Source organism: Stenotrophomonas sp. YJH_SMC_131, assembly GCF_059367975.1.
Genome location: NZ_JCAFRJ010000006.1, coordinates 233,371 through 247,619, shown reverse-complemented (window position 1 = coordinate 247,619; position 14,249 = coordinate 233,371). Strand labels below are relative to the sequence as shown.

At 67.5% G+C, this 14,249-nt stretch carries 14 protein-coding genes; 7 read left to right on the top strand and 7 right to left on the bottom strand.

Features of this window, described 5'->3' with window-relative positions; genetic code table 11:
- Positions 1-77: 77 nt before the first annotated feature.
- From AC5P56_RS14490 to AC5P56_RS14480, 3 genes are read right to left on the bottom strand one after another with little or no spacing between them, the layout of a single operon-like run.
- Positions 78-1,190 carry an ABC transporter permease gene (locus AC5P56_RS14490; RefSeq protein WP_032960915.1) on the bottom strand — a complete coding sequence of 371 codons (1,113 nt, stop codon included), beginning with the start codon at positions 1,188-1,190 and terminating at the stop codon, positions 78-80.
- Positions 1,187-2,110 carry an ABC transporter ATP-binding protein gene (locus AC5P56_RS14485; RefSeq protein ID WP_495231761.1) on the bottom strand — a complete coding sequence of 308 codons (924 nt, stop codon included), beginning with the start codon at positions 2,108-2,110 and terminating at the stop codon, positions 1,187-1,189. The genes AC5P56_RS14490 and AC5P56_RS14485 overlap by 4 nt, the downstream gene beginning before the upstream one ends.
- Before the next feature lie 20 nt (positions 2,111-2,130).
- A complete protein-coding gene (locus tag AC5P56_RS14480; protein WP_495231760.1) occupies positions 2,131-3,087 on the bottom strand; it encodes an HlyD family secretion protein in 957 nt (318 codons plus the stop codon).
- 524 nt (positions 3,088-3,611) lie between these two features.
- Here AC5P56_RS14480 and AC5P56_RS14475 point away from each other — a divergent pair.
- The 7 genes from AC5P56_RS14475 to AC5P56_RS14445 all read left to right on the top strand — a co-directional run bounded on the left by AC5P56_RS14475 (position 3,612) and on the right by AC5P56_RS14445 (position 9,608).
- Complete coding sequence (locus tag AC5P56_RS14475; RefSeq protein ID WP_032960924.1) at positions 3,612-4,598, top strand: PhoH family protein; 987 nt, start codon at positions 3,612-3,614, stop codon at positions 4,596-4,598.
- Positions 4,595-5,080: an rRNA maturation RNase YbeY gene (ybeY, locus tag AC5P56_RS14470; RefSeq protein WP_014036587.1), complete on the top strand. Its 486-nt coding sequence runs from the start codon at positions 4,595-4,597 to the stop codon at positions 5,078-5,080. The genes AC5P56_RS14475 and ybeY overlap by 4 nt, the downstream gene beginning before the upstream one ends.
- A gap of 77 nt (positions 5,081-5,157) precedes the next feature.
- Entirely contained in the window at positions 5,158-5,733 is a 576-nt protein-coding gene (locus tag AC5P56_RS14465; RefSeq protein ID WP_227863814.1) for a hypothetical protein, read from the top strand.
- A 77-nt stretch (positions 5,734-5,810) separates the two neighbouring features.
- Positions 5,811-6,377 carry a hypothetical protein gene (locus AC5P56_RS14460; protein ID WP_069117598.1) on the top strand — a complete coding sequence of 189 codons (567 nt, stop codon included), beginning with the start codon at positions 5,811-5,813 and terminating at the stop codon, positions 6,375-6,377.
- 64 nt (positions 6,378-6,441) lie between these two features.
- Complete coding sequence (locus AC5P56_RS14455; protein ID WP_014036584.1) at positions 6,442-7,323, top strand: CorC family transporter; 882 nt, start codon at positions 6,442-6,444, stop codon at positions 7,321-7,323.
- Positions 7,320-8,579, top strand: a complete 1,260-nt coding sequence (locus AC5P56_RS14450) for a lipoprotein N-acyltransferase Lnb domain-containing protein (RefSeq protein ID WP_288494517.1) — start codon at positions 7,320-7,322, stop codon at positions 8,577-8,579. Before AC5P56_RS14455 ends, AC5P56_RS14450 begins: the two co-directional genes overlap by 4 nt.
- A 6-nt stretch (positions 8,580-8,585) precedes the next feature.
- Positions 8,586-9,608, top strand: a complete 1,023-nt coding sequence (locus AC5P56_RS14445) for a magnesium and cobalt transport protein CorA (protein ID WP_014646569.1) — start codon at positions 8,586-8,588, stop codon at positions 9,606-9,608.
- Between the two features lie 166 nt (positions 9,609-9,774).
- On the opposite strand, the gene AC5P56_RS14440 is transcribed toward AC5P56_RS14445, so the two are convergent.
- From AC5P56_RS14440 to AC5P56_RS14425, 4 genes are all read right to left on the bottom strand, one after another.
- The gene (locus AC5P56_RS14440; protein WP_049408076.1) at positions 9,775-11,139 is read right to left on the bottom strand and encodes an NAD-dependent succinate-semialdehyde dehydrogenase; all 1,365 of its coding nucleotides are present in this window, start codon (positions 11,137-11,139) and stop codon (positions 9,775-9,777) included.
- Between the two features lie 83 nt (positions 11,140-11,222).
- A complete protein-coding gene (locus tag AC5P56_RS14435) occupies positions 11,223-12,065 on the bottom strand; it encodes an ABC transporter permease subunit (RefSeq protein WP_005415928.1) in 843 nt (280 codons plus the stop codon).
- Positions 12,062-12,994: an ABC transporter permease subunit gene (locus AC5P56_RS14430; RefSeq protein ID WP_014646567.1), complete on the bottom strand. Its 933-nt coding sequence runs from the start codon at positions 12,992-12,994 to the stop codon at positions 12,062-12,064. Before AC5P56_RS14430 ends, AC5P56_RS14435 begins: the two co-directional genes overlap by 4 nt.
- Positions 12,991-14,127 (bottom strand): ABC transporter ATP-binding protein, encoded by a 1,137-nt coding sequence (locus AC5P56_RS14425; protein ID WP_014646566.1) that lies wholly within the window; start codon positions 14,125-14,127, stop codon positions 12,991-12,993. Before AC5P56_RS14425 ends, AC5P56_RS14430 begins: the two co-directional genes overlap by 4 nt.
- Between the last annotated feature and the right edge of the window lie 122 nt (positions 14,128-14,249).

Below are 14,249 nucleotides of genomic sequence, written 5' to 3'. Positions count from 1 at the left end.
GGAGCCCCAAAGGGGCTCCGACCCGCCGGCCCGATAAATTGGGGTCGGAGCCCCTGCGGGGATCCGTCCCCCTGCCTTCAATCCAGGCGCTTGCGGAAGCGCAGGATGGCCAGGGTCATCATCACCACGATGAAGGCCAGCAGCGCCAGCGCGTCGTGCCACAGCTCCCACAACGAGGCGCCGCGCAGCATGATGCCGCGCACCAGGCGCAGGAAGTGGGTCAGCGGCAGCACCTCGGCCAGCCACTGCACCGGCCGCGGCATGCCGGCGAACGGGAACATGAAGCCCGACAGCAGGATCGACGGCAGGAACAGGAACAGGGTCATCTGCATCGCCTGGAACTGCGAGCGCGCACGCGTGGAGATCAGCAGGCCCAGCGCCAGGTTGGCCAGCACCAGCAGCACCGCGGCCAGATAGATGTCCAGCAGGCTGCCGCGAATGGGTACCTGGAACAGCCAGGTGCCCAACACCAGCACCAGCGTGGTCTGCAGCAGGCCGATGGCCGCATAGGGCAGCACCTTGCCGACCATCAGCTCGCTGCGCGACACCGGCGTGGCGATCAGCAGTTCCATGTTGCCGCGCTCGCGTTCGCGCACCACCGCTACCGCCGTGAACATCACCAGGGTCATGGTCAGGATCACCCCGATCAGGCCCGGTACGATGTTCACCGCCGAGCGCCGCTGCGGGTTGTAGAAGCTGGTCACGCTGACCGGACCACTGGCGATGCTGCCTTCGCGCAGGGGACGGGTGTTGCTGGTCGGGCGCGTGTCCAGCGGCACCTGCGCCAGCTGGATCGCCGCGCTCTGCACCACGGTGTCACTGCCATCGACCAGCACCTGCACCGCCTCGCGTCCATCGAAGCGGCGACGCTCGAAGTCGGCCGGCACCACGATGCCGACACTGATCTCGCCACGGCGCAGCGCCTGCATCAGCTGGGCAGGCGTGTAGGCTTCGCTGCGCGGCGTGATCACGCCGGTGGCCACCATGTCCTGCACCAGCGCGCGCGAAGCGGCGCTGTTGGCCTGATCGGCGACACCCGCATCGAGATGACGCAGGTTGAGGTTGATCGCATAGCCGAACAGCAACAGCTGCATCACCGGAATGCCAACGATCATCGCCAGCGTGATGCGGTCGCGGCGCAGCTGCCGCAGCTCCTTGAGCATGATCGCCCACAGCCGGCGCAGGTTCATGCCGCCGGCTCCCGGCCGCGGCCACGGGTGGCGGCCACGAACACATCTTCCAGGTTCGGCGCCACTGTCTCGATGCGGGCCTGCGGGTCAGCGTTGGCAAGTGCACGGGCCAGCACTGCGACGTCCGCTGCGCCCTCATTGCACAGCACGCGCAGCTGGGTGCCGATCTGCGCCACGCTCAGCACACCGGGCAGCTCAGACAGTGCGCGGCTGGCCTGCCGCGGCTGCGACGACGTGACCTGCAACGTGCGGCCGTCCAGCCGTGCGCACAGCTCAGCCGGCGTGCCATCGGCAACCAGTGCACCACGGTCCAGGATTGCCAGCCGGTGGCAGCGCTCGGCCTCGTCCATGTAGTGGGTCGACACCAGCACGGTGGTACCGGCGTCGGCAAGTTCAAACAGGGCTTCCCAGAAATCACGGCGCGATTCCGGATCGACCGCGCTGGTCGGCTCGTCCAGGAACAGCAGCTCGGGCGCGTGCACGACGGCGCCGGCCAGGGCGAGGCGCTGCTTCTGGCCACCGCTGAGGGTTCCGGCCAGCTGCGGCTGCCGGTCCAGCAGACGGTACTGCTGCAACAGTTCGTCGACCCGCTGCCGGGCCTGCGCGCGTGGCAGATCCTGGATGGCGGCGAGGAATTCCAGGTTCTCGCGCACCGACAGGTCCTCATACAACGAGAAGCGCTGGGTCATGTAGCCGATGCGCCGGCGCAGTGCTTCGGCCTGCTCGGGAACCGCCAGCCCCAGCACCTGGATCTGCCCAGCGCTCGGCTCCAGCAGGCCGCACAGCATGCGGATGGTGGTCGACTTTCCGGATCCATTCGGCCCCAGGAAGCCGTACACCTGCCCGCGCGGCACGGTCAGGTCGACATTGTCCACAGCCAGAAGATCGCCGAAGCGGCGGGTCAAGCCCTGCGCATGCACCGCGATGTCGTCGCCGGTGTTCAGAAGCGCACCTGCACCGGCAGTCCGGCCGGAAGCTTCTGCATGTCGGTGGCCGTGTCCACTTCGATCTCGGCCAGATAGCTCAGGCGCTCGACGTCATCACCGGTCAGTGCGTAGTACGGGGTGAACGAGGGCTCGCTGCGGATTGAGCGCACGTGCCCCTTCAGCACGGTGCTGCCGCCTTCCAGCTGTACCTGCGCGGCCTGCCCGACCTTGACCTGCAGGCGCAGCGGCTGCGGCAGGTAGACGCGTGCATAGGGGCGCTCGCCGACCAGCATCACCGCCAGTGGCGCCCCGATCGGCGCCTGGTCACCCTGCCGGTAAGGCAGGGCATCGACAACACCATCGCGCGGCGCGCGCAGCTGCAGCTTCTGCAGGTTGACGCCCTGCACCACCTGCTGCGCCTGCGCGGCATCGGCGGCCGCCTGGCCCTGGGCGATGTCCTGCGCGCGGCTGCCGTGCACCAGTTCCAGCCAGGCCTGCTCGGCGGCCCGCACGCTGGCCTCGGCACTGCCGGCAGCCGCCCGTGCACGGTCCAGCTCGGCGGCGGCGATCAGGCGCTGGCGTGCCAGCGGTTGCACCCGACGGTAGTAGGCCGTGGCTTCAGCAGACTGCGCGCGCAACGCGGCCAGCTGCGCCTGGGCCTGCGCGATCTGTTCCTGGCGCGGGCCGATCTTCAGTTCTTCCAACTGGGCCTGCGCGCGCACCGTGTCGGCCTGCGCCGCGGCGAACTGCGCGTCGCCGCGGGCGGGGTCGAGCTGCATCAGCACTGCTCCGGCCTTGACCTGCTGCCCCTCGCGCACCTCCACCGTGGCGATCACTTCGGCCGCCGGCGCCGGCACCGTGATCCGGTCCCACTCCAGCGTGCCGAGCGCTGCAGGCGGCGCCTGCCCACACCCGGCCAGCAGGCCGATACCCACCAATCCGATTCCACGCATCCCATTGCCGATGCCCATGCCATCCCCTCCTGCGACGGCGCCACGGTGCCATCCGCCCCGTGCACCCTCTATGATTCCGATCAGCCCTGACGGTTTTTTCACCACGCGTTGGCGAGCCTTTGGCTGCAAGGCTCCGCGCCACCTATCCACAGGTTGATTCGGCATCATTCCACAACCGGTGTGGAAAACCGGCAACACGGGATCCTGTTGCTCGCATGGCAGCGGAACCTGCGCTGCGATCACGAAGAACGCCGGCGTGCCCGGGAAGTTCTCGGCCACGCGCTGCGACGTGCCCTCCCTCCCGGTCCGCCCGTCCTGCGGGTGCCGGCACGCCCGGGTCCGTGACGATTTTTTCACCACCCCCTCATGACGCTTGTGGCACAAGCACTGTAGAGGTCTATCCACAGGTTTCCGCAGCCCCCGTCCACACCGGGTGTGGAAAAGCATGTATCGACCCCGTGCTGGCCGCGCGCCCGCTGCGCGCGCTACCCTTGTCCTCCCTGAATACACTGCGGTGGAAGGCTTCCGCCCCACCCAAGGCAATGAAAAGCATCGAACATCGAGACTTCACCCTGTCGCCGGAAGACACCGAGCGGCTGGCCAACCTGTGCGGCCCCTTCGATGGGCACCTGCGCCAGATCGAGCTGAAGCTCGGCGTGGAGATCGCCAACCGCGGTTTCGTGTTCCGCATCAGCGGGCCCAACGAAGCCATCGTCGAGGCGCAGAAGCTGGTTGAAGCGCTGTACGCCGAAGCCGGCGAAACCACCTTCGACAACCACGCCATCCACCTGCGCCTGGCGCAGGCCAACGTCGAGCAGATCGCCGAACGCTCCTACGAAGCGCAGGAGGTGGCGATCAAGGTCAAGCGCGGCACGGTGCGCGGTCGCGGTGCCAACCAGGGCCGCTACCTGCACCAGATCGCCACGCATGACATCAACTTCGGCATCGGCCCGGCCGGCACCGGCAAGACCTTCCTTGCCGTGGCCAGCGCGGTCGAAGCGCTGAACGAATCACGGGTGCAGCGCTTGATCCTGGTGCGCCCGGCGGTGGAGGCCGGCGAGAAGCTGGGCTTCCTGCCCGGTGACCTGAGCCAGAAGGTCGACCCCTACCTGCGACCGCTGTACGACGCCCTCTACGAGATGATGGGCGTGGAGAAGGTGGTCAAGCTGCTGGAAAAGAACGTCATCGAAATCGCGCCGCTGGCCTACATGCGTGGCCGCACGCTCAACGATGCCTTCGTGATCCTGGACGAAGCACAGAACACCACCATCGAGCAGATGAAGATGTTCCTGACCCGCCTCGGCTACGGTTCCACCGCCGTGGTCACCGGCGACCTGACCCAGACCGATCTCCCCAAGCACGTGAAGTCCGGCCTGCGCGATGCCATCGACGTGCTGCGCGAGGTCGAGGGCGTCAGCTTCACCTTCTTCGAGTCGCGCGACGTAGTCCGCCACCCGCTGGTGGCGCGCATCGTCAGCGCCTACGATCGCCGTGACCTGCATCAGATCCAACCTGGAGCAACTCCATGACCCGTGGTCCCGTGCGACTGGACGTCGCCGTCAGTTATGCCCTGCCGCGCACCGGCCTGCCGGCGGCGGTCAGCTTCCGCAAGTGGGTGGCTGCTGCGCTGAAAGGCCGCATCCGCGAGGCCGACCTGGCCATCCGCGTGGTCGATGCCAAGGAAGGGCAGTCACTGAACCGCCATTATCGCGGCAAGGATTACGCGACCAACGTGCTCAGCTTCCCGGCCGAAGTGCCCGAAGGGCTGCCCAAGGGCGTGAAGTTTCCGCTGCTGGGCGACCTGGTGATCTGCGCACCGGTGGTGGCCCGCGAGGCCGATGAACAGGGCAAGGCGCTCAACGCCCACTACGCACACCTGACCGTGCACGGCGTGCTGCACCTGCTCGGCTGGGACCACGAGGACGACAAGGAAGCCGACGCCATGGAACAGCTGGAGCGCGAGATCCTGGCCGAGCTCGGCATCGCCGACCCCTACGCCGGCGAGCGCTGAGGCCCACGCACACCGGGATCTTCACGGAGGACGCGCCCATCGCGCTGCTGCCCGCACTCATCGCCGCTCTTCTGCAGGTGACCACTGCCCCGGGCATCGACCCCGGCCGGGAACGACCGTCGCCGTTCCCGGCCAGCGACAGCGCCGCCGACATTGCCGCCAAGGTCGCCGAGGTGCAGGCGTTCTTTGACGTCAGCCAACAGACGGCGCGTCAGGCGGTCGCCGAGGCGCAGCAGCACGCATTGATGGAACGTTTGAAAGCGCGCCACGCGGCACGCCTCGCCGGAATCTGGGTGGACAACGCGGCAGGTTGGAACGTCGTCGTTCGACTGACTGGCCCAGCACCCGCGGCCGATGAGACACATCCAGGGGCGGATGGCCCGCAACGCGTGCGCTACATCACCGGCGCCGCGATGACCGAAGCGGAGATGCAGCGCCGCCTGCACGCACAGCGGGACTGGCTGCTGGCCCAGCTGCCCGACCTGTTCGGCTATAGCCTGGATGTCACGACCGGGGAACTGGAGGTTGAGCTGCGGGATACCCCGGCCAACCGCGCGACGGCGGCGGCCGTGCGCGATCACCTGCAGGTGCAACTGGGCTATCCGGTCAGGCTGCGCTGGTACCCTGCGACCACGCGCCGGTATCCGCCCTGATTGCCTTGGGGCGCTCGCGATGGCTGGCCGGGACCGGTACGATCACCGGCCTGCCTCCCGTTGCGGATCCCGTGCCCGTGCTGCGTATTGCCCTGCCCCTGCTGCTCGCCGTGTCCGCCCCGGCCGCTGCCCTGGACCTGCCGGCGCTGATCGAATGCCGCCAGGGCGTGGCCGAGCAGGCCGCGCTGGCGCCCCTGCTGGCTGATCCGCTGAAAGCCGTCGCCCACGGCCTGCAGCCGCTGCCGCAGGGCAACCAGTTCATGAGCGAGTACCGGCTGGCCCAGCCGATCAGCGTGTTCGGCGCCCGCACCGAACGGGTCGCCGTGGCCGGGTCCAGCGTCATGGCGATCCTCGACCAGGCCGATCCGCGGCCGCTGGCCGGGCGGCTGGGGCTGGAGACCGGCTACGACCAGGACGGCAAGTTCATGGCCGGCCGCGAGCTGGTCAGCCGCGACGTGACCGATCCGAAGACCGGCGAGGCCCGGATCGAGTCGATCATCCTCAGCGTCTCCACCGTGGCCTCCCATCCCGGCAAAACCCTGGCCGGCTGCACCTACAGCCTGGACCTGCCCGAGGAAGAAGCCCCCGCCCGGCCTGAACTGGCCCCGCCGCCGATCACCGGACCGGGCAGCGACGGTCACTGACAGGCCGCCACATCCTGCTAGACTTGGGCCAACGCCCGGCTTGCCGGGTGCCCTTTTTCCAGAGATGTCAGAAGACGACAGTAGTAGCTCCGCACAGGAGCCCAGTGAAAAGAAGCGCGGCTGGCTTGAACGCCTGACCTCCGCCTTCTCCGGCGAACCCCATACCCGCGACGAGCTGGTCGCTGTCCTGCACACCGCGCAGGAAGAGGGCCTGATCGCCGCCGATACCCTGAAGATGATGGAAGGCGCCATTTCGGTGGCCGAGCTGACCGTGGGCGACGTGATGATCTCGCGCTCACAGATGGTTTCGCTGCCGGTCGAAGCGCCCTTCCTGGAACTGATGAAGCAGGTGGTCGAATCCGGCCATTCGCGCTTCCCGGTGCACGGCGAGAACAAGGACGACATCCTTGGCATCCTGCTGGCCAAGGACCTGCTGCGCGGCGTGGTCGCCGACAACGGCCCGGCCAACGTGCGCGAGCTGCTGCGCCCGGCAGTGCTGATCCCGGAGGCGAAGAAGCTCAACGTGCTGCTGAAGGAATTCCGCCTGTCACGCAACCACATGGCCATCGTGGTCGACGAGTACGGCGGTGTCGCCGGCCTGGTCACCATCGAGGACGTGCTGGAACAGATCGTCGGCGAGATCGACGACGAGCATGACGAGGCCGAGGATCCGTCGGCGCAGATCGCCATCCAGTCCGACGGCCAGTACGTGGTCGACGCGCTGACCCCGATCGGCGACTTCAACGAACGCTTCGGCGCTACCTTCTCCGACGAGGACTACGACACCATCGGTGGCCTGGTCACCGAGGCCGTGGGCCACCTGCCGGAAGTCGGTGACGAGCTGGCGCTGGACCGCTTCATGTTCCGCGTGGCCCGCGCCGATGCGCGCCGGGTCCAAGCCTTCCACGTGACCGTGCTGCCGCCGGACGCGCAGGACGACGCTTGAAGCGCGGCGCCCTCCTGGCACTGCGCCTGAGGCTGTGGCTGGCACTGTGCGTGCTGGCCACGGCCCTGCCGCTGGCCGCCTTCGCGCAGCCGGCGGCACCCGAACCTGCTGCACCCGCCACCAGCGCCGAGGCTCCCGCCCCGCGCATCGGGGTGGTGACCATGCAGCCGGGCACCGTGTTCTTCGAGCGCTTCGGCCACGACGCCATCGTCGTGATCGATCCGGTCAGCGGCGAAGCGACCTCGTACAACTTCGGCTACTTCGATCCGTCCGAGGACGATTTCATCAGCCGCTTCGTGCGCGGCGACATGATGTACTACCTGGTGGCGCTGCCGCTGCAGCAGGATCTGTCGTACTACGACGAGACCGGCCGTGGCGCCAGCGTGCAGTGGCTGGACCTGCGCCCGGAGCAGGCACGTACACTGGCCGCCGACCTGGCCGAGCGCGCCAAGCCGGAAAACGCGCGCTACCACTACGACTACTACACCGCCAACTGCGCCACGATGGTACGCGACACGGTGGACAAGGCGCTGGGTGGCGGCCTGCAGTCGCAGCTGTCGGGGCGCTCGCGCGGCAATACCTACCGCAGTGAATCGGTGCGCCTGGCCTCGCCGGCACCATGGATGTGGCTGGGCTTCGATGTCGGCCTCGGGCCGTTCGCCGACCAGCCGCTGTCGCGCTGGCAGGAAGCCTTCGTGCCGATGCGCCTGGCCGATGCGCTGCGCCAGGCGCGCAACAGCGATGGCCGGCCGCTGGTGCAGTCCGAACAGGAACTGCTGCCGCACCGCATCGACCCGGAGCCGAAGGAATTCGCACGCCGCTGGTGGCCGTGGCTGCTGTGTGGCCTGGTGATCGCCGCCGGCATACTGGCGCTGCGCAGCCGCCCGCGCCTGCTGGCCGGGCTGGCCCTGCCGTTCTGGCTGCTGTGTGCCATCGCCGGCAGCCTGCTGGTGTTCCTGTGGGGCTTCAGCACCCACTACGCCGCCTGGGCCAACCGCAACCTGCTGCTGCTTTCGCCACTGGCCGTGCTGCTGCTGCCAGGCGCGATCGCGCTGCTGCGCCGGCGCGCGCCGGGCCGCATGTTCAGGGTCGTGCTGTGGCTGCTGGCGGTGCAGGCCGTGGCGGCGCTGGTGCTGCACTGGCTGAGCCTGCAGGCGCAGTACAACGTGCAGTGGATCGTGCTTCTGCTGCCCGTCCACGTCGCGCTGGCATGGGTACTGGGGCGCCGTCCTCACTTGTCCGAAACACGGCACTGACGCACGATGGCGGGCATGTCATTGCCCGCCTCCGCTTCCGCCCCTGCCTCGGCCAACCCCGCCTGCGTCATCAACTGCGTCCACTACGATGACGACGGCAAACGCCACGACATCAGCCTGGATGCCATCAGCGATGTCATTGCCAGTGGCAACGGCTTCGTCTGGGTCGGCCTGTACGACCCCAACGACGATGTGCTGCTGAAACTGCAGGAAGAGTTCTGCCTGCACGACCTGGCCATCGAGGACGCGCGCAATGCGCACCAGCGGCCCAAGGTCGAGACCTACGGCAATTCGCTGTTCGTGGTGGTGACCACCGCGCAGATGGTGGACGAACGCATCCAGTACGGCGAAACCCACGCCTTCCTCGGCCCGCGTTTCCTGGTGACGGTGCGCCACGGCGCCTCGCTGTCCTACGCCCCGGTGCGTGCACGGGTCGAGCGTGAACCGCAGCTGCTGAAGATGGGCCCGTCGTACTGCCTGTACGCGGTGACCGACTTCGTGGTCGACAACTACCTGCCGATCGTGCACCGCTTCCGCGACACCCTGGACCTGCTGGAAAAGGACATCTTTGCCGACAGCTACAAGCGCAGCACGGTGGTACGGCTTTACGAGCTCAAGCGCGAACTGAACAAGATGCGGATGGCGGTGGCACCGCTGCAGGATGTGCTGGCGCAGCTGCGCCGCTACCAGGGTGACCTGATTCCCGATGAAGTGAAGCTCTACGTGCGCGACGTGCATGACCACGCGGTACGCATCAGCGATGTGATCGACACCCTGCGCGAGATGCTGGGCACCGCACTGAGCGTGAACCTGTCGCTGGTGACGCTGGCGCAGGGCGAGACGGTCAAGCGCCTGGGTGCATGGGCCGCACTGCTGGCGGCGCCGACGCTGATCACCAGCTGGTACGGCATGAACTTCAGCCACATGCCCGAGCTGAGCCAGCCGTGGTCGTATCCGCTGATGATTGTCGGCGTGGGCGGTGTGTGCGTGGGCCTGTACCGGTTGTTCAAGCGCGCGAAGTGGTTGTAGCGCGTATCGACCAACGGTCGATACCCACCATGCACGGGGGCGTCGATACCCAGCAATACGGTAGGCCGCGACCGTTGGTCGTGGCACATGCCCCGCTTCTGGTAGTGCCGGCCGCTGGCCGGCAACCAGGGCAATGCCGGCCAGCGGCCGGCACTACCCTTCGGCATCAAGCCACGTAGACGGTCTTGATGTTCATGAACTCGTGGATGCCGTGGTCGGCCAGCTCCCGGCCGAAGCCGGACTGCTTGCTGCCACCGAACGGCAGCCGAGCGTCGCTCTTGACGATGGCGTTGACGAACGCGGCGCCGCATTCCATGCGCTGCGCGAAGGCTTCGCCGCGCACCGGGTCGCGCGTCCACACGCTGCCGCCCAGGCCGAAGCGGGTGTCGTTGGCCACGCGCAGCGCCTCGGCCTCATCCTTGACCCGGATCACCGCAGCCACCGGCCCGAACAGCTCCTCGTCGTAGGCAGGCATGCCTGGGCCGACCTGATCGAGCACGGTCGCCGGATAGCCCGCATGGGTGCCGGCAATGGGCTCGCCGCCGACCAGAACGCGCGCACCTTTCGCCACGCTGGCCTGCACCTGTTTGTGCAGCTCATCGCGCAGGTCCGCGCGCGCCATCGGCGCCAGCGTGGTGCCACGCTCACTGGGATCGCCATACTGGCGCTGGCCCGCGGCTTCAACGAAGCGTCGGGTGAAGTCATCGGCCACCGCATCGACCACGATGAAGCGCTTGGCCGCAATGCAGGTCTGCCCGCTGTTGTCGAAACGCGACTTCACCGCCGCCGCCACGGCCTTGTCGAGGTCGGCATCGTCGAGTACCACGAAGGCATCGCTGCCACCCAGCTCCATCACCGACTTCTTCAGCTGGCTGCCGGCATTGGAGGCGATCGAGCGCCCTGCCCGTTCGCTGCCGGTCAGCGTCACCGCCTTCACCCGTGCGTCGCGCAGCACCTCGGCAGCCTGGTCGTTGTCGATGTGCAGCACGTCGAACACGCCCTCAGGCAGGCCTCCGTCACGACACACCGCCAGGATCAGGTCGGCGCACTGCGGCACGTTGCTGGCGTGCTTGAGCAGGGCCACGTTGCCAGCCATGAACGCCGGGGCCAGGAAACGGAACACCTGCCAGACCGGGAAATTCCATGGCATCACCGCGAACACGCAGCCGATCGGCTCGTAACGCACGTAGCTGCGCTGGGCTTCGGTATCGATCAGCTGCGGCTTGAGATAGTCGGCCGCGTGGTCGGCGTAGTACTCGCAGGCGGCAGCGCACTTGTCGACCTCGGCCAGCGCCTCGGCCTTGAGCTTGCCCATCTCATGGGTCATCGCCTGCTGCAGGTCGTCGCGACGCGTGCGCAACTGCGCGGCGATCTGGCGAAGGACGGCACCGCGATCCTGCAGCGAGCGATCGGCCCAGCCGGGGAAGGCATCGGCGGCAGCCTGCAGGCGCTGCTCGATGTCAGCAGCGCCCATCAGTTCATGGCGGTAGGTCACCTGGCCGGTGGCCGGGTCGATGATCTCGACGGTCATGGGGGGTCTCCATCTGGAAGACCCCCATTGTGCGCCGCTGTCCGTGAGCCGGGTGTTGCCGGCGCTGTCGACAGGCCGTGTACTCAGCCGTTGTCCTGCCGCGCCAGCTGCAGGTCGCGCTGGCGCCGCTTCTCGGCGCGGGCGTTGATGTACCAGCCGATCACCGCAGCGATCGACACCGCCGACACCAGCAGCGTGGCCAACGCGTTGATCTTCGGACTGATGCCCATGCGCACCGAAGCGAACACCTTCATCGGCAGCGTGGTCGAGCCCGGCGTGGCCACGAAGCTGGCCACCACCACGTCATCCAGCGACAGGGTGAAGGCCAGCAGCCAACCCGCCACCAGCGCCGGCGCGATGATGGGCAGGGTGATGCGGGTGAACACGGTCAACCGGCTGGCGCCCAGGTCCATCGCCGCTTCTTCCAGCGACAGGTCCATTTCCTGCAGGCGCGAGGACACCACCACGGTGACGAAGCAGAGGGTGAAGGTCACGTGCGCGATCCAGATGGTGGCCAGGCCACGCGCCGGGAAGCCGGGAATCGCGCCCATCGATGCCAGCAGCGCCATCAGCGAGAAGCCCAGGATCACGTCCGGCATCACCAGCGGCGCGGTCACCAGCGCGCCGAACAGTGGCTTGCCACGGAATCGCTTGAAGCGGGTCATCACCATCGCCGCCAGCGTACCCAGCACGGTGGCGGTACAGGCGGTCCAGAACGCCACCACCAGGCTGGTCCACATCGCGTCCATCAGCGCGCGGTCGGCGAACAGGTCGCTGTAGGCGCGGGTGGAGAACCCGGCCCAGACCATCGCCAGCCGCGAGCTGTTGAACGAGTAGAACATCAACAACAGGATCGGCAGGTACAGGAAGGCGAAGCCGAGCAGCAGCACGCCCAGCCCCAGGCCCTTGGCGGTACGCGGGCTCATGCCTGCTTCCCTTCCAGCAGGCGCTGCTGGGAACGGTTGAACAGCAGGATCGGCACCAGCAGCAACAGGATCATCGCCACCGCCATCGCCGAAGCGCCCGGCCAGTTGCGGTTGTTGAAGAACTCGTTCCACAGCTGGCGGCCGACCATCAGCGTCTCCGAACCACCGAGCATTTCCGGGATCACGAACTCACCCACCGCCGGGATCATCACCAGCATGCAGCCGGCGATGATGCCGGCCTTCGACAGCGGCAACGTGATGCGCAGGAACGCCTGCCACGGCTTGGCGCCGAGGTCGTAGGCCGCTTCCAGCAGGCGGTGGTCATGCTTGACCAGGTTGGCGTACAGCGGCAGCACCATGAACGGCAGGTAGCAGTAGACGATGCCGATATAGGCGGCGGTCGGCGTATCGATCAGCTGCAGTTTCGGCAGCCCCATCGACGTCATCAGCGTCTGCAGGCCGGTGAACTGCAGGAACTGGTCAAGCAGGCCATTGCGGTCCAGGATTGCCTTCCACGCATACACGCGGATCAGGAACGAGGTCCACGACGGCAGCACCACCAGCATCATCGCCACGTTGCGTGCGGCCGGCGACAGGCGCGCGATGGCATAGGCCATCGGATAGCCGATCAGCAGGGTGAAGAAGGTGGAGATCGCCGCGATCTTGATCGAGCTCAGGAACGCCTGCGCATAGATCGAATCGCGGAACAGCGCCAGGTAGTTCTCCAGGTTCAGCTTCAGCGAGAAGCCGCCGTCGGCGTACTGCAGCAGCCAGGTATACGGCGGCGAGCCGACCCGGCTGAGCGAGAAGCTGATCATCAGCACGATCAGGAACGGCACTGCGAAGAACAGCAGCAGCCACAGGTACGGAATGCCGATCACCGTGGCACGCAGCCCCGGCAGCCAGCGCTTCAGGCCGGCGACGCTCATGAGGTCAGCACCACGCCGTCGTTGTCGCGCCAGTGCACCCATACGCTGTCACCCCAGGTCAGGCCGTCGCTGGCCCAGCGCTGCGAGTTGGCGAAGTTGGCCAGCACCTTGGCGCCGCTGGGCAGCCGCACGTGGTAGACCGAATGGCTGCCGAAATAGGCGATGTCCTCGATCACGCCCTGCGCTTTGTTGGTGTGCCCTTCCGGCTCGTCCTTGCCGATCATCACCTTTTCCGGGCGCAGCGCGAATGCGACCGGCTGCCCTTCGTAACAGGTGATGCCATGGGCGATGTAGATCGGTGCCGGGAACAGCGGCGAGCGCACGGTCACGTACTCGGGCAGGTCCTCGTCGATCACCCCGTCGAACAGGTTGACCGAACCGATGAACTCGGCGACGAAGCGGTTGGCCGGCTGCTCGTAGACCTCGTCCGGCTTGCCGACCTGCTGGATCCAGCCGGCATCCATCACCGCGATGCGGGTGGCCATGGTCATCGCTTCTTCCTGGTCGTGGGTGACCATCACGCAGGTCACGCCCGACGACTCGATGATGCTGACCAGTTCCAGCTGCATCTGCGAGCGCAGCTTCTTGTCCAGTGCGCCCATCGGCTCGTCCAGCAGCAGCAGCTTCGGCCCCTTGGCCAGCGACCGCGCCAGCGCCACGCGCTGCTGCTGGCCACCGGACAGCTGGTGCGGCTTGCGCTTGCCCAGGTGGCCCATCTGCACCAGGTCGAGCATCTCGCCGACGCGCTTGCTGATCGCGTCCTTGCCCAGGCCATCCTGCTTCAGGCCGAAGGCAATGTTCTGTTCGACCGTCATGTGCGGGAACAGCGCATAGGACTGGAACATCATGTTGACCGGCCGCTGGTACGGCGGCAGCGCGTCCAGGCGCTGGCCATCGACGGTGATGCTGCCCTTGGTGGGCGTCTCGAAGCCGCCCAGGCAGCGCAGCAGGGTCGACTTGCCGCTGCCGGAGCCACCGAGCAGGGCAAAGATCTCGCCCTTGCGCACGTCCAGATTGACGTCGTCGACGGCGACGAAACCGTCGAATTCCTTGCGCAGGTCACGAATGGAGAGATAGCCGGGCGCACCGGTCGTGTCGACGACGGCGGCTACCGGCTGGGCTTCAACGGGCATGGGGGCTCCGGGAGCGGGCGGTGGACAGCGGCCGCCATTCTAACGGCCGGGGGCTGCAGGGGATATGACGGCAACGGGTGGCACCCACCGGGCCGGGGGGATCTGCAGATCTGGTGGGGGCC

Bases quoted from the DNA above. Each gene is read 5' to 3' on its own strand.
- AC5P56_RS14490 (WP_032960915.1), bottom strand. From the start codon at position 1,190: ATGAACCTGCGCCGGCTGTGGGCGATCATGCTCAAGGAGCTGCGGCAG.
- AC5P56_RS14480 (WP_495231760.1), bottom strand. From the start codon at position 3,087: ATGGGCATCGGCAATGGGATGCGTGGAATCGGATTGGTGGGTATCGGC.
- AC5P56_RS14475 (WP_032960924.1), top strand. From the start codon at position 3,612: ATGAAAAGCATCGAACATCGAGACTTCACCCTGTCGCCGGAAGACACC.
- ybeY (WP_014036587.1), top strand. From the start codon at position 4,595: ATGACCCGTGGTCCCGTGCGACTGGACGTCGCCGTCAGTTATGCCCTG.
- AC5P56_RS14455 (WP_014036584.1), top strand. From the start codon at position 6,442: ATGTCAGAAGACGACAGTAGTAGCTCCGCACAGGAGCCCAGTGAAAAG.
- AC5P56_RS14445 (WP_014646569.1), top strand. From the start codon at position 8,586: ATGGCGGGCATGTCATTGCCCGCCTCCGCTTCCGCCCCTGCCTCGGCC.
- AC5P56_RS14440 (WP_049408076.1), bottom strand. From the start codon at position 11,139: ATGACCGTCGAGATCATCGACCCGGCCACCGGCCAGGTGACCTACCGC.
- AC5P56_RS14435 (WP_005415928.1), bottom strand. From the start codon at position 12,065: ATGAGCCCGCGTACCGCCAAGGGCCTGGGGCTGGGCGTGCTGCTGCTC.
- AC5P56_RS14430 (WP_014646567.1), bottom strand. From the start codon at position 12,994: ATGAGCGTCGCCGGCCTGAAGCGCTGGCTGCCGGGGCTGCGTGCCACG.
- AC5P56_RS14425 (WP_014646566.1), bottom strand. From the start codon at position 14,127: ATGCCCGTTGAAGCCCAGCCGGTAGCCGCCGTCGTCGACACGACCGGT.